Source organism: Trinickia violacea (genome assembly GCF_005280735.1).
GTDB lineage: Bacteria > Pseudomonadota > Gammaproteobacteria > Burkholderiales > Burkholderiaceae > Trinickia_A > Trinickia_A violacea.
Genome location: NZ_CP040078.1, coordinates 2,381,410 through 2,399,431, shown reverse-complemented (window position 1 = coordinate 2,399,431; position 18,022 = coordinate 2,381,410). Strand labels below are relative to the sequence as shown.

Annotated in this window: 17 protein-coding genes; 13 read left to right on the top strand and 4 right to left on the bottom strand. The window is 64.9% G+C overall.

Features of this window, described 5'->3' with window-relative positions; genetic code table 11:
* Positions 1-28: 28 nt before the first annotated feature.
* The 4 genes from FAZ95_RS32845 to FAZ95_RS32830 all read left to right on the top strand — a co-directional run bounded on the left by FAZ95_RS32845 (position 29) and on the right by FAZ95_RS32830 (position 4,923).
* A complete protein-coding gene (locus tag FAZ95_RS32845) occupies positions 29-1,072 on the top strand; it encodes an ABC transporter permease (RefSeq protein ID WP_137336565.1) in 1,044 nt (347 codons plus the stop codon).
* 93 nt (positions 1,073-1,165) lie between these two features.
* Entirely contained in the window at positions 1,166-2,170 is a 1,005-nt protein-coding gene (locus tag FAZ95_RS32840; protein ID WP_137336564.1) for an autoinducer 2 ABC transporter substrate-binding protein, read from the top strand.
* Between the two features lie 155 nt (positions 2,171-2,325).
* Positions 2,326-3,861: a sugar ABC transporter ATP-binding protein gene (locus FAZ95_RS32835; protein WP_137336563.1), complete on the top strand. Its 1,536-nt coding sequence runs from the start codon at positions 2,326-2,328 to the stop codon at positions 3,859-3,861.
* Positions 3,862-3,876: 15 nt separating this feature from the next.
* Complete coding sequence (locus tag FAZ95_RS32830; protein ID WP_137336562.1) at positions 3,877-4,923, top strand: ABC transporter permease; 1,047 nt, start codon at positions 3,877-3,879, stop codon at positions 4,921-4,923.
* Positions 4,924-5,147: 224 nt separating this feature from the next.
* On the opposite strand, the gene FAZ95_RS32825 is transcribed toward FAZ95_RS32830, so the two are convergent.
* Entirely contained in the window at positions 5,148-5,876 is a 729-nt protein-coding gene (locus tag FAZ95_RS32825; protein WP_137336561.1) for a DeoR/GlpR family DNA-binding transcription regulator, read from the bottom strand.
* 352 nt (positions 5,877-6,228) lie between these two features.
* On the opposite strand from FAZ95_RS32825, the gene FAZ95_RS32820 reads away from it, so the two are divergent.
* Positions 6,229-6,663 carry a DoxX family protein gene (locus FAZ95_RS32820; RefSeq protein ID WP_137336560.1) on the top strand — a complete coding sequence of 145 codons (435 nt, stop codon included), beginning with the start codon at positions 6,229-6,231 and terminating at the stop codon, positions 6,661-6,663.
* 67 nt (positions 6,664-6,730) lie between these two features.
* Complete coding sequence (locus FAZ95_RS32815; protein ID WP_137336559.1) at positions 6,731-7,003, top strand: hypothetical protein; 273 nt, start codon at positions 6,731-6,733, stop codon at positions 7,001-7,003.
* 25 nt (positions 7,004-7,028) lie between these two features.
* Here the strand turns inward: FAZ95_RS32815 and FAZ95_RS32810 are convergent, their stop codons facing one another.
* Together FAZ95_RS32810 and FAZ95_RS32805 are read right to left on the bottom strand one after the other, a co-directional pair.
* Complete coding sequence (locus FAZ95_RS32810; protein WP_137336558.1) at positions 7,029-8,504, bottom strand: MFS transporter; 1,476 nt, start codon at positions 8,502-8,504, stop codon at positions 7,029-7,031.
* A 134-nt stretch (positions 8,505-8,638) separates the two neighbouring features.
* Entirely contained in the window at positions 8,639-9,544 is a 906-nt protein-coding gene (locus tag FAZ95_RS32805) for a dihydrodipicolinate synthase family protein (RefSeq protein WP_137336557.1), read from the bottom strand.
* A 199-nt stretch (positions 9,545-9,743) separates the two neighbouring features.
* Between FAZ95_RS32805 and FAZ95_RS32800 the strand changes: the two genes are divergently transcribed.
* The 5 genes from FAZ95_RS32800 to FAZ95_RS32780 are packed head-to-tail and all read left to right on the top strand — an operon-like array spanning position 9,744 to position 14,323.
* The gene (locus FAZ95_RS32800; protein ID WP_437437757.1) at positions 9,744-10,691 is read left to right on the top strand and encodes a 4-hydroxyproline epimerase; all 948 of its coding nucleotides are present in this window, start codon (positions 9,744-9,746) and stop codon (positions 10,689-10,691) included.
* Entirely contained in the window at positions 10,688-11,827 is a 1,140-nt protein-coding gene (locus FAZ95_RS32795) for an NAD(P)/FAD-dependent oxidoreductase (RefSeq protein WP_137337720.1), read from the top strand. Before FAZ95_RS32800 ends, FAZ95_RS32795 begins: the two co-directional genes overlap by 4 nt.
* Positions 11,820-12,089, top strand: coding sequence for a 2Fe-2S iron-sulfur cluster-binding protein (locus FAZ95_RS32790; RefSeq protein WP_137336556.1), 270 nt, complete (start codon positions 11,820-11,822; stop codon positions 12,087-12,089). The genes FAZ95_RS32795 and FAZ95_RS32790 overlap by 8 nt, the downstream gene beginning before the upstream one ends.
* Entirely contained in the window at positions 12,086-13,486 is a 1,401-nt protein-coding gene (locus FAZ95_RS32785; protein ID WP_137336555.1) for an NAD(P)/FAD-dependent oxidoreductase, read from the top strand. Before FAZ95_RS32790 ends, FAZ95_RS32785 begins: the two co-directional genes overlap by 4 nt.
* Positions 13,487-13,534: 48 nt before the next feature.
* Positions 13,535-14,323, top strand: a complete 789-nt coding sequence (locus FAZ95_RS32780) for an AraC family transcriptional regulator (RefSeq protein ID WP_137336554.1) — start codon at positions 13,535-13,537, stop codon at positions 14,321-14,323.
* Positions 14,324-14,340: 17 nt separating this feature from the next.
* On the opposite strand, the gene FAZ95_RS32775 is transcribed toward FAZ95_RS32780, so the two are convergent.
* On the bottom strand, positions 14,341-15,102 hold the full coding sequence (locus FAZ95_RS32775) for an SDR family oxidoreductase (protein ID WP_137336553.1): 762 nt from the start codon (positions 15,100-15,102) through the stop codon (positions 14,341-14,343).
* A 409-nt stretch (positions 15,103-15,511) separates the two neighbouring features.
* Here FAZ95_RS32775 and FAZ95_RS39635 point away from each other — a divergent pair, with 409 nt between their 5' ends.
* A complete protein-coding gene (locus FAZ95_RS39635; protein WP_175425829.1) occupies positions 15,512-16,771 on the top strand; it encodes a hypothetical protein in 1,260 nt (419 codons plus the stop codon).
* Between the two features lie 158 nt (positions 16,772-16,929).
* Complete coding sequence (locus tag FAZ95_RS32760) at positions 16,930-18,021, top strand: TAXI family TRAP transporter solute-binding subunit (protein WP_137336550.1); 1,092 nt, start codon at positions 16,930-16,932, stop codon at positions 18,019-18,021.
* Position 18,022 lies beyond the last annotated feature (1 nt).

Genomic DNA, 18,022 nt, shown 5'->3' with positions numbered 1-18,022 from the left:
AAGACGTTTCAAGGAGCACGCCGACATCATGAAGTCCTCGTTCGGTTTACAGAATCTCTTTGGCGACCGGCAATTGAATTTTCTGCTGGGCGTGAACGTGCTGGTCGTGCTGATCGCGATCTGGCTGTCGCACGGCCAATTCGTCGATATCGACAACCTGCAATCGATGGGCTCGCAACTGCCCGAACTCGGTCTGCTTGCGCTCGGCATCATGCTGTCGATGCTCTCGGGCAACGGGGGGATCGATCTGTCGGGCGTCGGCCTCGCGAATTTGTCGGGCATGGTCGCCGCGCTCGTCGTGCCGAAGTTCGTCAGCGGTGACGATTCGCCCGTGCTCTATACGGCGCTCTTTTGCGCGATCGTCGTCTGCATGGGTTTCGTGGGCGGTTTCCTGAACGGCGTCGTGATCGCGCGTCTGCGGCTCACGCCGATTCTCTGCACGCTCGGCACACAATTGCTGTTCACCGGCTTTGCGGTCGCGCTGTCCAATGGCGCTTCGGTGCACGTCGACTATGTCGACCCGCTCTCCAACATCGGCAATGGCACGTTCTTCCAGGTGCCGATTTCGTTTTGCATCTTCATTGCCGCCGTCGTGCTGCTCGGCTGGCTCCTCAAGCGTACGCCGTTCGGCCTGCGGCTTTACCTGATGGGCACGAACCAGCGCGCCGCGTTCTACGCGGGCATTCCGCGCGCGCGGATGCTCATCCTCACGTACACGATGTGCGGCGTGCTCGCCTCGCTTGCCGGGCTGATCAGCACGACGCACACGCTTTCCGCGAAGTGGGACTACGGCAATTCGTATCTGCTGATCGCGATTCTCATCGCCGTGATGGGCGGCGTGAATCCGGCGGGCGGCTACGGGCGCATCGTCTGCGTGTTTTTCGCGGCGACGGTCCTGCAATTCCTGTCGAGCCTGTTCAACCTGATGGGCGTCTCGCAGTTCTTCGGCGACTGCGCGTGGGGCTTCTTGCTGCTGCTTTCGCTCGCGTTCGCGGGCGGCGACCGGGTGCGGGCGATCTTCGGCACGGGGCTTAAGCCGCAGGCAGCAGGGAAGCCCGAAGCGAAGGGCTAACAGCGCTTGACTTACGGTATTCGGCGGACATCGCGCCTCGGGCGTCCGCTGGTCGCTAAGGGGCGTCGTCAAACGATAAAGGAGACACACAGCATGAAATTGACTCGACTGAGCGTTGCGCTCACCGCTTGTGCGTTGAGCGCGGGCGTCATGTTTGCCGCGCACGCGGCGATCAACGAAACGATCGTCACGGTCGTCAAGGTGACCGGCATCAACTGGTTCAACCGCATGGACGAAGGCGTGAAGCAGTTCGCTAAGGACAATCCCGGCGTCAACGCTTATCAAACGGGCCCGGGCCGCGCCGACGCCGCGCAGCAACTGAACATCATCGAAGACCTGATCGCGAAGAAAGTGAGCGCGATCGCCGTGGTTCCATACGATCCGCCGACGCTTGAACCCGCGCTCAAGAAGGCGATGGATCGCGGCATCAAGGTTGTGACGCACGAAGCCGACAACGAAAAGAACACGATGGTCGACATCGAGGCGTTCGACAACACCGCCTATGGCGCGAACCTGAACGAGCATCTGGCGTCGTGCATGCACGACGACGGCAAGTGGGCGGTGCTGGTCGGGTCGCTCGGCAGCCGCTCGCAAGTGCAGTGGGCCGATGGCGGCATTCAGAACGCGAAGGCGAAGTATCCGAAGATGGACTTGGTCGAGCCGAAGCTCGAAACGAACAACGACGGCGAGCGCGCCTATGAAGTCGCGAAGGAAGTCCTGCGCAAGCACCCGGACTTGAAGGGCTTCCAAGGATCGTCGTCGCTCGACGTGATCGGCATCGGCCGCGCGGTCGAGGAAGCGGGCCTGCAAGGCAAGATTTGCGTGTACGGCACGGGCCTGCCGGGCGAAGCGGGCAAGTTCCTCGAAAGCGGTGCGGTCAACGGCATCTCGTTCTGGGACCCGAAACTCGCGGGCCTCGCGATGAACAAGGTCGCGCAGATGCTGATCGACGGCAAGACCGTGACGAACGGCCAGGACCTCGGCATTCCGGGCTACAACAAGGTGACGGTGGCGAAGGGGCCGGGTAAGGGCATCATCGTGCGCGGCCAGGGCTGGGTCGATGTCGACAAGTCGAACTACAAAAGCTATTCGTTCTAAGTTGGCGGAGTTGAAGGGCTAAGGCGCGCGTTGTTTCAAGCGCGCGCCGCTTTTAACGCAAGCGGTCAACTAATGAACTACCCCCACGCTCACTATCGTTCGCTGCCCCCCGAGGGGGTGGATGCCTCCCTCGGGGCGGCCCAGCGGGAGGCATCATGAATCAACAGACTTCCTCCTCCGAGCCTTTGCTGCAAGTGGTCGGCGTCCACAAGCGCTTTACCGGCGTGCATGCGCTGCGCGGCGTCACGCTGTCGTTCGAACGCGGTCAGATCTATCACCTGCTCGGCGAAAACGGCTGCGGCAAGAGCACGCTGATCAAGATCATCTCCGGCGCGCAGCCGCCCGACGAGGGCGAGCTGATCATCGAAGGCAAGCCTCATGCGAGGCTGGCGCCGCTCGAAGCGCTCGCGGCGGGCATCGAAACGGTCTACCAGGATTTGTCGCTGCTGCCGAACCTGAACGTCGCCGAGAACGTTGCGCTCACAACCGAGTTGGCCGAGCACGGCGGACGCCTTGCGCGCACCTTCGATCGCCGTGCGCTCGCGCAAACCGCGGCGCGCGCGCTGCAGGCCGTCGGCCTGTCCGGCGACGCCGATTTTCAGGCGACGCTGATCGAGCAATTGCCGCTCGCGACGCGCCAGCTCGTCGCGATTGCGCGCGCGATCGCGAGTGAGGCGAAGTTCGTCATCATGGACGAGCCGACCACCTCGCTCACGCAAAAGGAAGTCGACAACCTGATCGCCGTGCTCGCGAATCTGCGCGCGCAGGGCGTGACGGTGCTGTTCGTGAGCCACAAGCTCGACGAGTGCTACGCGATCGGCGGCGAGGTGATCGTGATGCGCGACGGTCAGAAAGTGGCGAGCGGGCCGATCGCCGATTACACGAAGTCGCAGTTGAGCGAGCTGATGACGGGGCGCCATTTGTCGAGCGAGCGTTACCGCGCGGGCACGACGCAAGCGGAGGTGGTGCTCGCGGTGCGTGAGCTTACGCGCGCGGGGCAATTCCGCGACGTGTCGTTCGCGCTGCATCGCGGCGAGATTCTGGGCGTGACGGGCTTGCTCGATTCGGGCCGCAACGAATTGGCGCGCGCGCTGGCGGGCGTGGCGCCCGCGGACTCGGGCGGCATCGCACTCGACGGCCAGCCGATCGTGCTGCGCACGCCCGCCGACGCGAAGCGTCACCGCATCGGCTACGTCCCCGAAGACCGCCTGAACGAAGGGCTCTTTCTCGACAAGTCGATTCGCGACAACGTGATCACCGCGATGATTTCGAGCCTGCGCGACCGCTTCGGCCAGATCGACCGCAAGCGCGCCCGCGAACTCGCCGTCGATACGGTCAAGGAATTGCAGATCGCGACGCCCGATATCGACAAGCCCGTCCAGTCGCTCTCGGGCGGCAACCAGCAGCGCGTGCTGATCGGCCGCTGGCTCGCGATCGATCCACGCGTGCTGATCCTGCACGGGCCCACGGTGGGCGTCGACGTCGGGTCGAAGGACATCATCTACCGCATCATGCAGCGGCTCTCGCTAAGCGGCATCGGCATCCTGCTGATCAGCGACGACTTGCCGGAGCTGCTGCAGAACTGCGACCGCATTTTGATGATGAAGAAGGGGCGCGTCGCGAGCGAGTACCGCGCCGAGGGCTTGAAGGAAGCGGCCCTGTACCACGCGCTGCTTTCCGAGGCTGCCTAGAAAACGGACTTGCGCATGAATCACACCATGACTACCCCGAACGCGGCCGAAACCGCCGAAGTTGCGCCGCAGGTGAGGCCCCTCAACTGGCGCATGAAGCTCTCGCGCAACCCCGAGTGGTTCACGGCGGCGTTGATCGTGCTCACTTGCGTGATCGTCGGCGCGATCAATCCGCGCTTCTTTCAATGGGCGACATTGTTCGACATGCTGCATTCGGCGACGACGATGTCGCTGTTCGCGCTCGGCACGCTCGTCGTGCTGGCGTCGGGCGGCATCGACGTGTCGTTCACCGCGATCGGCGCACTGACGATGTACTCGATCACGAAGGCCGTCTTCGCCTGGTGGCCCGATGCGCCGTTCGCGCTGATTCTCGCGACGGGCGCCGTGGGCGGCATCGTGCTCGGCGTGATCAACGGGTTGCTCGTGCACCGGTTGAAGGCGCCGTCGCTGATCGTGACGATCGGCACGCTGTACCTGTATCGCGGGATCTTGCTGACGTTCGTCGGCACGACGTTCTTCATGAATATCCCGCACAGCATGGACCGTTTCGGCAAGCTGCCGCTCTTTTCCTACCAGACGGCCGACGGGCTGCATGCAGTGCTGCCGGTCTCGGTGATCGCGCTTTTCGCGGCGGCCTGGCTCACGTGGTGGCTTTTGAACCGGACGATGATGGGCCGCGCCGTCTACGCGATGGGCGGCAGCCTCGCGATCGCCGAGCGGCTCGGCTACAACCTGCGCGCGATCCACCTGTTCGTGTTCGGCTATACGGGGATGCTGGCGGGCGTCGCGGGCATTCTGCACGTGGCCAACAACCGGCTCGCGAATCCGTTCGACCTCGTCGGCAGCGAACTCGACGTGATCGCGGCGGTGATCCTCGGCGGTGCGCGCATCACGGGCGGCAGCGGCACGGTGATCGGGACGCTGCTCGGCGTCGTGCTCGTCACGATGATCAACAACGTGCTGATCCTGATCGGCATTCCGAGCACTTGGCAGAAGGTGATCATCGGCGCGTTCATTCTGATCGCGGGAACGCTGTTCGCACTGCGCCGGCGCGGGACCTAAGACATCGATTGAGGCGCGTAGACGTTCGGAAACGAACGCCACGCTTGAGTCTTGGCGGCTTTCGGGCCGCCTTTTTTGTCGACCCGATGTCGATCCGGACTTGGCGCTTTAGCGCCTAGTCCGGTCTCATGCAGAGCTGTTAGCGCTTCAGCGTGTCGGCCGGAGTTCGTGCTTCAGCACTTACTCCGGCCCCATGCAGAGCCTTACTCGGGTCCCATGCAAAGCTATGCCTTGCGCTTACGCGGTTCCTGGCCTTTCTCAGTGATGATCGAATCAAAGTCGTCGACCTGGGAAAAGCGCACCGCCTTAACGACGCCGAACTTGCTTGCGTCCACAACCAAATGCCGCTCGACGGCGCTCGCCATCGCCGCCTGTTTCAGCGCGACTTCATGAAAATTCCAGCAAGTGACGCCGCGCACCGTGTCGACCCCGCCGGCGGAAATGAACGCCTTGTTGATCCCCATGCGGCGCAGCATCTCTAGACTTTCGTCGCCGCTGAACGAATCCGACGACGGCACATAGACGCCGCCCAGCAGAATCATCCGCACGTTGGGCATGCGCCGCAGGATTTCGGCGATGTTGAGCGAGTAGCAGACGGCCGTGACGTGATAGTCGGCCGGAATCAGTCGCGCGAGCGCGGTGAGCGTCGTGCCGCAATCGATGAAGATCGTCTCGTTGTCGGCGATGAGTTTCGCGGCATGTGCCGACGCCTGCGCCTTGGCTTGCGCGAAGTGATCCGTTTCCTGCTCGAGCGAGTAGCCCGCCGAGTTCGGCACATCGTCGGCGCTGACGATATAGCCGCCGAGATAGGTGAAGCGCTCGGGGTTCCCTGCGATGTCGCGCCGCACGGTCATCTCGGATACGCCGAGCAGCGTGGCGGCATCGCGCAGGTGCATGACGTTCTGCTTGGCGAGCGCGTCGGCGAGCGAGCGCAGGCGTTCGGTCTTCAGCATGGTGGCCCTGGAAAGAACGCTGCAATGGGGCGTGGCAGCAAGCGTTATATTTGTATCGGTCAATTGAGAGAATTATAACAATTGCCTTGTGAAACGGCGAGATTGGCGCGGTGGTTTATCTGTCGTTTTGTCGGTGTTGAACTCGCACCGCGTGCGCGGGTCGATGCATAACGCGCTCGCTGCCGATGTCATTTTTACAGCGCGCGCAGTAGAACGCAGTCATGCATTACGTTCGTTTAGCAAGCGTTTTTTGCTTGGAAAACGGCTGTCCAGCACATATTCTGACGGTCAACGCGCGCTGCGCGCGGACGCCGCATCGTTTCTTCATTCGATTGAATTCAGGAGTTACCTCATGACGCGTCCCGTCGATTCCGGCGTAATTTTCATTGCACGTCTTGCTCTGTCGGTGCTGTTTCTTTGGAGCGGTGTCATGAAACTGCTGGGGTATGCGGGCTTTGTCGGGTATTTGCAAGCGACTGGCGTGCCGTTCGTGCAGGTCGGCGCGCCAGTCGCAGTGGCGGTCGAAGTGCTGGGCGGCGTGTTCCTGGTGCTCGGCTTCAAGATCCGGCCGCTCGGCCTCTTCATGGCGGCTTATTGCATCGTCACGGCCGTGCTCGGCCACGACTTCTGGAACGTGACCGATGCGGCCATGCAGCGCGACATGGTGATTCACTTCTGCAAGAACGTTGGGATGGCGGGTGGCTTTCTTCTGCTCTATGTGACGGGTGCCGGCGGCATCAGCCTCGACGGCGCACGAGCGCCGCGCGGCGGGCGAGGGCTTCGCTGAGCGCCACGTGCATGAAGCTTGCTTGATCGATTGAATCGAGCGCCTCGGCTCAGAACGGAGGGTAGCGATGATTCTGAACTTCCAACAATTGATCGGCGGCGAGACGATGTCGTTTTGCGCGAGCCTCGGAGAAGGGGAATCGAAGCATCGCGTGATCATCAGCCGCGAGGATTCGGCCGAGACGCTGGTGGTGCTCGACGCATCCGGACTGTTCGGTGCGATTCGAGCCGAGATCGAAGCCCCCGACGTGCTGCTTAGCGACGCAGTCCGCAAAGTGAAGGAAGAAGGCTTGATCGAGCGCGCGCTCGATACGGGCTCGATTCAGAACGCGACGCTCTAGTGCTGACGATTCGATCACGCTATCGCTAGTCCCCACCACGACATGACTGCGCAACCGCGGCAGCGGACCGAACCGGCTCGCGCCGATGCGAATGCGGGTGAATGAAGCACGCAAGCACACCTCCCGCTACGAGCAATCCCGATGCGATCGCGGCCGATGTCTGCAGGCCGAACACGATATGCGAGGCCGTCGCGCCGCTCGCGAGCGCGCCGAATGCCGCGACGCCGACCGCACCGGCCGCTTGCCGCGCCGTGTTGAGGACCGCCGATGCGGTGCCCGCGCGATGCGGCTCGACCGACGCGAGAATGGCCGTCGTCATCGCCGGCACCGCGAGGCCCATGCCGGACGGAATCAGCAGGAACGGCAGCAGGAGCGCGAGCGTCGGCGTGGACGCTTGCGTCGCGTGCAGCAGGCCGTAGCCGAGCGCGCCCGTCGCCGCGCCGAGGATCATCGGCACGCGCGGACCGTAGCGCCCGACCACCCAGCCGCTGACGACGTTCGAGATCAGGAAGCCGCCTGTCAGCGGCAGGAACGCGAGGCCGGCCTCGAGCGGCGTGTCGCCATGCACGCGCTGCAGGAACAGGCTCAGCACGAACACGATCCCGTAGTAGGCGAAGTTCACGCAGACGCCGAACAGCACGGCGGCGCTGAACGTCGCGTCGCGGAACAGCGATAGCGGCAGCATCGGCGCCGCGCTGCGCGCCTGCACGGCGATAAAGACCATCCCAGCCACGAGCGCGAGCGCAAAGCCGCCGGCGATGAGCGGGTGCGTGAAGCCGAGCGGCCGCAGTTCGATGACCGCGCCGGTGAAGGCCGTGAGCGTGACGATGGCGAGGCACTGGCCGGGCAGATCGATGCCGCCGGTACGGGCATGCGCCGTGTTCGCCGAGCCCTGCGGCAACGAGGCTTGCCGTTGCGCCGGAGCGGGCACCCAAGCGTAAGCCGCCAACAACCCCGCTGCGCAGATCGGCAGATTGACGAGAAAAATGCTGCGCCAGCCGAACGCGGCAATCAGCAGCCCGCCCGCGATCGGCCCGGCCGCAATCGCGACTGCGCCCGATGCGGTCCACAGTCCGACCGCGCGCGCTCGCAGACGCGGATCGTGGCGGCAAGCCTGGTTGAGCAACGCGAGCGAATTCGGCAGCATCGCTGCGGCGCTCACGCCTTGCACGGCGCGCGCGCCGATCAGCGTCGCCACGTTCGGCGCGAGCCCGCACGCGAGCGACGAGAGCGCGAAGAGCGCGATGCCGCCCGCGAACAGGCGCCGCGCGCCGAAGCGGTCGCCGAGCACGCCGGCCGACAGCATCAGCACGGCGAACGCGAGCGTATAGGCATCGACGATCCATTGCAGAGCCGCGACGTCGGTGCCGAGCTCGGCGCCGATGCGCGGAAGGGCGATATTGACGATCGTGACGTCGAGCTGCGTGACGACGAAGGCGACGCTCACCGTGGCGAGAATGCGCGTGATCGCGGGCGTGAAGGTTGGGGTGGTCGTGTCCATGAGCTTGATCGCGGTTTCGACACACCCATCGTAGGGCGCCTGAGCCTGCCGACGTTTCGGTCTTTGCTGAAGGGTCGATGTATGTGAACGACTCGACCGGGGCGCGCTAGCGCTGAGGAGCGCTAGCGCTCAGCTCAGAGCGTCGGCAGCGCGGGCCGCGTTTCGATCGAGTGACGGATCAGCGATTCGACGGCCTTGCGTTCGTCGCCTGCGAGCGGCAGCCGCGGCGGGCGCACGGGCTCCGTGCCAAGGCCGACGATGGCCTCGGCGAGCTTGATGTTCTGCACGAGCTTGTGCGAAACATCGAGCGCGAGCAGCGGCGCGAACCAGCGATAGATCTTGCGCGCTTCGTCGAATCGTCCTGCCTTGACGAGCTTGTAGATCGCGACCGTTTCGCGAGGAAACGCGCAGACGAGCCCCGCGACCCAGCCGTGCGCGCCCATCAGCATCGCTTCCATCGCGAGGTTGTCGACGCCGCACAAAATGGCGTAGCGGTCGCCGACCGCGTTGATCAGATCGGTGACGCGCCGCACGTCGCCGCACGACTCTTTGATCGCGACGATTTTCTTTTCGTCGGCGATCTCCGCGAACATGTCGGGCGTCATGTCGACGCCATACGCGAGCGGATTGTTGTAGATCATCAGCGGCAGCGGGCTGGCGTCGGCCACCATCCGGAAGTGGTTGAGCGTTTCGCGCCGGTCGGATAGATAGCGCAGGCCCGGCAGCACCATATAGCCGGCGGCGCCGCGCTTCGCGCCTTGCTCGACCTGGCGGCAGCCGTCGAGCGTGCTGTTTTCCGCCACCGTCAACAGCACCGGCACCCGGCCGCGCGACGCATCGACGGCGATATCGAGCACTTCGAGCTTTTCGTCGAGCGAGAGCGTCGACGCCTCGCCGAGCGAGCCGCACACGATGATGCCGTCGACACCGGCCTCGATCTGCGCCTCGATGTTCTTCTTCGTCCATTCATGGTCTATGCTGAAATCTGCGTGGAATTTGGTGGTGACCGCCGGCAGAACGCCTTCCCAGATATGTGCCATCTCTTCTCTCCTGATGTAAGTCCCGAGTAGGATTTGAAGCGCAGTGTAAGCATCAGAAATTGTGCCGTCTTGCGTCATTCGCGCGTGCCGGATGACGATTTCGGCACAGCAACGCGTATTGGGAGTTGTGCCGAAATCGTCACGTCGCACGCGCAACGCCGCCAAGACGGCAGGCGTGCGCGTTCCTACCATTGGCCCCATGAAAACCGTCAACATCATCGATTCGCACACCGGCGGCGAGCCCACCCGCCTGGTCGTGTCCGGTGGCCCCGATCTCGGCCGCGGCCCGCTCGCCGAGCGGCTTGCCACCTTGCGAGAGCGCTTCGACGATTGGCGCGCGGGCATCGTGACCGAGCCGCGCGGGTCCGACGTGATCGTCGGCGCGCTCTTGTGCGAGCCGCACGCTTCCGATTGTGCCGCAGGCGTCATCTATTTCAACAACGTCGGCTACCTCGGCATGTGCGGGCACGGCACGATCGGGCTGGTCGTTTCGCTCGCTCATATGGGGCGGATCGAGCCCGGGCGCCATCGGATCGAAACGCCGGTCGGTGTCGTCGAGGCGACGCTCAATGACGATCGTAGCGTGTCGGTCAAGAATGTACCGGCGTATCGCCATCGGCATGCGGTCACGGTCGACGTGCCTGGGCATGGGCCGTTGACGGGCGATATCGCTTGGGGCGGCAACTGGTTTTTCCTGGTCTCCGAACACGGGCGCACGCTCGTGCCCGCGAACATCGCCGAGCTGACGGCATTTACATCGACGGTGCGCGATGCGTTGATCGCGCAGAACATCACCGGCGCCGACGGCGCGCTGATCGACCATATCGAACTGTTCGGCCCAGGCTCGCGCGACGGCATCGACAGCCGCAGCTTCGTGCTGTGCCCCGGCAACGCTTACGACCGCTCGCCGTGCGGCACCGGCACGAGCGCAAAGCTCGCGTGCCTCGCCGCCGACGGCAAGCTCGCGCCCGGCGAGGTGTGGCGGCAGGAGAGCATCATCGGCAGCGTGTTCGAGGCGTGCTATGTCGAAAGCGATCAGGCGGGCACGATCGTGCCGACCCTCACCGGACACGCGCACATCATGGCTGAAGGGCGCTTGTGCTTCGATGCGCAAGATCCGTTCGCATGGGGCATACGCACCGCATGACGGCTGATGTCGTGATCGTCGGGGCCGGGATTGTCGGCGCAGCCTGCGCCGCTGAGCTGGCCGCGCGCGGAATGACCGTGGACGTGCTCGACGCCCAAGGCATCGGCGGCGGCGCGACGGCGGCGGGCATGGGCCATCTGGTCGTGATGAACGATTCTCCCGCTGAGCTTGCGCTTTCCCGCTATTCGCGCGACTTGTGGCTCGAACTGGCGCCGCACTTACGCGCGCGCGATGCGTTCTCGCGCTGCGGCACGCTATGGGTGGCCGCCGACGAAGAGGAATGGGAAGCCGCGCGCGCGATGCACGACGCGTTAACGGCGCAGCATGTGGCCGCGCAGCTGCTCGACGCCGGCGCACTGCGAGCTTGCGAACCGGCACTGGCGCCCTCGATGGCGGGCGGCTTGCTGGTGGAGCACGACAGCATCGTCTATGCACCGGCGGCCGCGCAATGGTTGCTCACGCAATCATCGGGCGCGGCGCGCATCCGTGTGCGTCTCGGGAGCGAAGTGCGCGAGCTCGATGCCACGCACGCGACGCTCGCCAACGGCGAGCGCGTGAACGGCGCGCAGATCGTGCTCGCGAACGGCCTCGGCGCGCGGCAGCTTGTGCCGTCGTTGCCGATACAGCCGAAAAAAGGCCACTTGCTGATCACGGATCGTTATCCGGGCTTTATCCAGCATCAATTGCTCGAACTCGGCTATATCAAGAGCGCGCATCACGCGGCGGGCACGTCGGTCGCATTCAATGCGCAGCCGCGCCCCACGGGTCAACTGCTGATCGGCTCGTCGCGTCAGTTCGAGACCACCGATCCCGCCGTCGACATGCCCGTGCTTGCGCGGATGCTGAAGCGCGCGGCACGCTATCTGCCGATGCTGCCGCAAATGAACGGCGTGCGCGCCTGGACCGGCTTTCGCGCGGCGACGCCGGACGGTCTGCCGCTCGTCGGCCCGGCCGGCGCTGCCGCGCCCGGCGTGTGGCTCGCGACGGGACACGAGGGTCTCGGCGTGACGACCGCGCTCGCGACGGCGAAGCTGCTCGCGGCGCAGATTGCCGGGACCGAGTCCGCCATTCCTATCGAGCCGTATTTGCCGGAGCGCTTTTCGGTCGGATCGATCGCGGGAGCCTGCCATGCGTGAGGCGAATCGCGAACAGGTGGCGGTGACGGTCGACGGACAGGCGCTTCACGTGCCCGTCCACACGACGGTTGCGGCCGCGCTTGCGCTGGCGGATGGCATACGTGGCAGCCGGATGTCGGTGACGGGCGAGCCGCGCGCCATGCTCTGTGGCATGGGCGTGTGCCAGGAGTGCAGGGTGACGGTCGATGGCTGCGCGCATGTCCTCGCGTGCCAGACCGTTTGCCGCGATGGCATGACGATCGAAACGGGAGCCGGGCGATGACGTTGCACTACGACATCGTGGTCGTCGGCGCCGGGCCTGCCGGCTTGAGTGCGGCACGCGCGGCGGCGGCAAGCGGCGCACGCATCGCGGTGCTCGACGACAATCCGCGAGCGGGTGGCCAAGTCTGGCGGCAAGGGCCAAATCGCGTCGAGGCGGCGCCTTTGCGCGATGCGCTCAGCTCGCTCTCGGCCTGCTCGAACGTCACATTATGGCCTTCGGCACGCGTGATCGCGCTGCTGCCCGCGAAGGGATTGCTGATCGAATCGGCGGAAAAGGGCGGTGTCGCGCTGTCCTACGACCGTCTGATCCTCGCGACCGGCGCTCGCGAGCGCTTGCTGCCGTTTCCGGGCTGGACGCTGCCCGGTGTGACCGGCGCCGGCGGTTTGCAGGCGCTCATCAAAGGCGGCGTGCCGGTGCGCGGCGAGCGCGTCGTGATCGCGGGCAGCGGGCCGTTGCTGATGGCTGAGCTCGTCACCGCGCGCGAGGCCGGTGCGCAGGTGCTCGCGGTTGTCGAACAGGCGAGCGCTGCGAGCGTGGCGCGCTTTGGCGTCACGCTCGCAGCGACGCCGTCGAAGCTCTGGCAGGCCGCGCATTTGACGCGCGGTTTCGCCGGCTTGCGCTATTGGACCGGCGGCGTCGTGCGCGAAGCGCGCGGTGCGGGACGTGTCGAAGCGGTCGTCGTCCGGCGTGGCGCGCGAGATATCACCCTCGCTTGCGACCGCGTGGCGTGCGGCTACGGCCTCGTGCCGAACGTGACGCTGGCGCAGGCGCTCGGCTGCGAGTTGGCGGATGGGACGGACCGCGCTGACGGTGCAATCGCCGTCGACGATGTGCAGCGCACAACGGTAGAGGCGGTGTTCGCGGCGGGCGAATGCACGGGCATCGGCGGGATGGAGCTCGCGCGCATCGAAGGCGAACTCGCCGGGTTGGCTGCGAGCGGCGCAGGGATTCCGTCTGCGCTTTGGCGCGCGCGCGAGCGCTGGGCCCGCTTTGCGGGCCGCGTCGAGCGGGCGTTTGCGCTGGGTGCTGCCGCCTGCGAGCCGCCGCCTGCCGATACGCTCTTGTGCCGCTGCGAGGACGTCACGTTAGGCGATGCCGCCGCTCATTCGACTTGGCGCGACGCGAAGCTGCACACGCGCTGCGGGATGGGGCCGTGCCAAGGCCGCATTTGCGGCACGGCAGCCAAGACGTACTTCGGCCGGGCCACGAATGGCGGGGCCGCCTTAGGCCGGGCCACGAATGGCGGGGCCACCAATGGTGACGTCGCCCTGGGCCGAGCCACCAATGGCGGCGGCCCGCAAGACTGGGACCCCGCACCGCCGCGCCCGCCGTTCAGCCCCGCAAAGATCGCGACGCTCATCGCGGCGGCGCCTGACGACGATTTCGCGGACCTATAATCGATCGCACATTCCCGACGTGGCCGCCGCCGCGAGACACCCTCGACCATGAACACGCAGGCTTTAGCGCCGAACGCTTCCCTCGACCTGCCCACCGTGCCCGCGGCGGCAACGCTTGCCGACATGCTCGCGCACTTCACGATGCTCGAGCCCGTCTTCGACGCGCTGCCCGACGTCGTCTTCTTCGTGAAGGACCGCGACGCGCGCTATGCGCTCGTGAACCGCACGCTCGCGCGGCGCTGCGGTTGCAAGGAAAAGAGCGAGCTGCTCGGCAAGACCACCGAAGATGTCTTCCCGCGCCGCTTCGGCCGTGTCTACATGGCGCAGGATCAAGCGATCATCGGCGCGGGCAACCCGATGCTCGACCAGCTCGAGCTGCATCTCTATCCCGGCCGGCAACCGGGCTGGTGCCTGACGACCAAGGTGCCGCTGCGCAATACGGCAGGCAGCGTGGTCGGCCTGGCCGGCATCTCGCGCGATCTCAAGGCCGACGAAGGCACGCATCCGGCCTACAGCCGTCTCGCGGCTGTCGTGCAATACATCCAGGACAATTACGTGCAGCCGCTGAACCTCAAACACTTGGCGGAGATGGCGGATATGTCCGTGGCGCAACTGGAGCGCTATTTTCACAAGGTGTTTCACCTGACGCCGCGACAAGTGCTGCTGAAGACGCGGCTCGATGCCGCGACGGCGCTGCTCGTCTCGAACGACAAAGTGACCGACGTCGCCGCACTTTGCGGTTACACCGATCACAGCGCCTTCACGCGGCAATTCAAGGCGACGGTCGGCGTCACGCCGACTGAGTATCGAATGCTGCTCAACGGCACATCGCGTTGACATTGCGCTGAACGGCGCTAGCCTCGTCCGACGAACGGCATCTTGCTTGCCATGATCGTCATGAACTGCACGTTCGCTTCGAGCGGCAGCTCGGCCATGTGCAGCACGGCATCGGCGACGTGCTCGACGTTCATGTTCGGCTCGGGCGCAAGCTCCCCATTCGCCTGCGGGACGCCCTTGGCCATGCGCTCCGTCATATCGGTGGCCGCGTTGCCGATGTCGATCTGGCCGCAGACGATGTCGTACTTGCGCCCGTCGAGCGAGGTCGATTTGGTCAAGCCGGTGATCGCGTGCTTGGTGGCCGTATAGGCGATGCTGAACGGGCGGGGCGCATGCGCCGAGATCGAGCCGTTGTTGATGATGCGGCCGCCTCGCGGCGTTTGCGATTTCATCATCGCGAAGGCTTCGCGGGTGCAGAGGAACGCGCCGGTCAGGTTCGTGTCGACCACCGCGCGCCAGTCGTCGACGCTGAGCTGATCGATTTCGACCGGCGGCGCATTGCGGCCTGCGTTATTGAAGAGCAGATCGAGCCGCCCGTAGCGTTGCCGCGTCGCTTCGAACAGTGCGGCGACGCTAGACGCATCGGTGATGTCGGCGGCGACTGCGAGCGCGTCCTCGCCGCGTTTGTGTGCGGCGTCGGCGAGCGCATCGAGCGCGGCTTCATTGCGCGCTGCCAGGACGACGCGATACCCGTGGGACAGCAGCTTGAGCGCGACGGCGCGCCCGATGCCGTTGCTCGCGCCGGTGATCAAGGCGACTTTTCCTGAGGCTGCATTCATCGAATGTCTTCCCATTAAGAGGAATCAAGCGGAGATAAAAATATACCTTATTGATTATATAGGAATACGAATAAAGATGCGAAAATATGCTGGATTTATGGCGGATTAATGCTAGTCGCGAACTCGCAGCGTTGCTTGACGCGCGCTCCCAAGTGACACATATTGATTAAAAATTCGTGACCCCTTTCGTCGTCTTCTTTTCGACGGCGAAGCGCGTTGACAGCGTATGGCCTTTTGAGCGCAGCAGCCGCGATGTCGGTTCGTATTACCGGTCGCGTATTCATCCAAGGGTCCGGCGATGTCTAGCCAATCCACTCCTGATCCGGTTTTTCCCGTCGCGTGCAAACGCTGCGGCGGATTGCTGCTCGAGCCAATTTCCTTCTGTCCTCATTGTGGTGCGAGTGCGCGGGTGGCGCTGGGCGCCGACTCGGCCGCAAGCGCTGGCACGAATTCTGCAGCCGCTGCATCGAAGCCCTCTGCCGCCGACTTGCAGCGCGTCGAGCTGGCGGGAGCGGCGCGGCCCGTGCCGCTGTTCGCGGCGGCCGGCGGCGGGAGCTTGTCGGCAGGCTCCGCCGCGTCGCCGCTGCCCGGCGGTGCGCGGCATTGGGGCTTGAGCCGAGGTGCCGGGCTGACGCTCGTCGCGTTCGCGGTGCTGTTCGGCGGCTTCGTGCTGCTGCATCAGTTCGACAATGAGGCCGCGCACGTCGAAGAGATGATGTCGCGTACGGCGGTCGGTACGGTCACGCCGGGATTCGAGCATCCGGCAGCGGCGAGCGCGGCGGTTGCCGCCGCTGCTTCGCACTCGGTGCCGGTTGCGCCGCCCGCTGCTGCAATGCGGCAGAACAATGCGCCAGCGTCGCGCAATGCGCAGGCAGCGCAAGAACAAGCCCAGTTGCAGGCCCAAGCGCAGGCGAAGCAACAAGCCCAGTTGCAGGCCCAAGCGCAGGCGAAGCAACAAGCCCAGTTGCAGGCTCAAGCGCAGGCGAAGCAACAAGCCCAGTTGCAGGCACAAGCGCAAGCGAAGCAACAAGCTCAAGCGCAGGCGAAGTTGCAGGCACAGGCTCAAGCTCAGGCAAAGTTGCAGGCCCAAGCCCAAGCGCAGGCAAGAATGCAGGCCCAGGCGAAGGCTGAACAGCCACCGCTGCTGCCGCCGTCTATCCCGCGCGCGCAAGCATCGGCGCAGGCGGCCGCACCAGCGCCAACACCAGTACCAGCCCCGCCAAAGTCAGTGGCGCCGCCCGCACAAGCGGTCCCACAGGCCCCCGCTCAAACCGCGATGGCCGCTGCGGCGCCCGAGTCCGCCGATCATCGCGGCAAGGCGGTCCCGCGCGATCTTCAGTCGATTCAGGCGAGCCTCCAAAAGAACGATCTGACGGGGGCGCGCGCCGCGTTGAACGACGTCATCGCCGCCCAGCCGGACAATCCAGACGCACAAAGAATTCGTCAGGAACTGCAGACGCGCGAGCAGGCGCGCGACGCCTCGCTGCGCATCGCGCGAGGCTGTGCGCAACAAGGCCAGTGGACTTGTGTCTGGCACAACGCGGGCGACGCGCTGTCGGCCGACTCGAGCAGCGCCGAGGCGAAATCGCTGGTCGTGCGCTCGATCCGCGAATCGGGCTGGGGCAAGGCACCGCCGGCGCCCAGTTCCGATCAGCCGAATAGTCAGTGACGCGTCGGACGATCGACGCGGCCGGGGCCGAGATGGCCCAAATCGATGTCGGACAGAAATCAGGAGCGTGCGCTGCACTTGCGCACAACGATGAGGGGCGGCGCGGCACGTCGGACACGTGTTGTGCACGAGATGTGAACCAGGCCAACAGGTGCACCATGATCAGGACGATAGTGGCGAGGTTGGGGACGGTGGCGTTCGCGTTGCTCGCAACGCTTGGCTCGGCGGGCCAGGCACACGCCGAAGCGCACTACAAGATAGTCACGGGACCTGAAAGGGGCACCTACATTCAGATCGGCGCGGATCTCGCCAAGTACGTCGCGGCGCCGGCGGGCATCGATCTCGAGGTGCTGGCCTCGAAAGGCTCGGCCGAGAACGTGCAGCGCATGCGCTACGAGCCGGGCGTGAAGCTCGCACTCGTGCAGTCGGACGTGTATCAGGCGTTCGTCGATATGGCCGATGCGGGCAATGACGAAGCGGGCACGATCATCCGTCCGCTGCGCCTTATCATGCCGCTCTACAACGAAGAGATCTATTTCGTCGTACGCGCCGATTCGCCGATGAATTACATCCAGGACATCAAGGGCAAGACCATCAGCGTCGGGCTGATCGGCAGCGGTACGGCTCAATCGGGCACGACGCTGTACCGCCTGATGTTCGGCGGTCCGATCGACGACGCGAACATCGCGCACTTGAGCAACGAAGACTCGCTCGCCCAGTTGATCGCGAAGCAGATCGACGTGGCGATCGTCGTCGCCGGCCAGCCGGCGAAGCTGTTCACCGACATGAATCCGGAACTGCTCGCGCAGATCAAGTTCCTCAAGCTCGATCCGAACGCTCCTGAAACGGTGCGCGGCAAGCAGACGTATTTCACGGACGTCATTCACCAGAGCAGCTATCCGAACTGGCTCAAGGAGGACGTGCCGACGTGGACCGTCAAAGCCTATCTGGTGACTTACGACTATGGGATGCGCGACACGGTCGGCAACCTGGACCGTTTCGCCGACTCGCTGTGCACGCACTTCGACGACCTGCAGGCGCGTGGTCATCCGAAGTGGAAGGAAGTGAAACTCGAATTGCCGCCGCTGAGTTCGGGGTGGAAGTATTACCCGCCGGTGGAGCGCCACTTGCGCGCGTGTCTTGCGCACCGGGCGGCCGTCGCACAGCGGCCGCAACCGCGACCCGTGGCGGAGGAAAAGCCGAAGCCAGCGTGCTCGTCAGAGGAACAGCTGCTGATGCTTTGCAAATAGC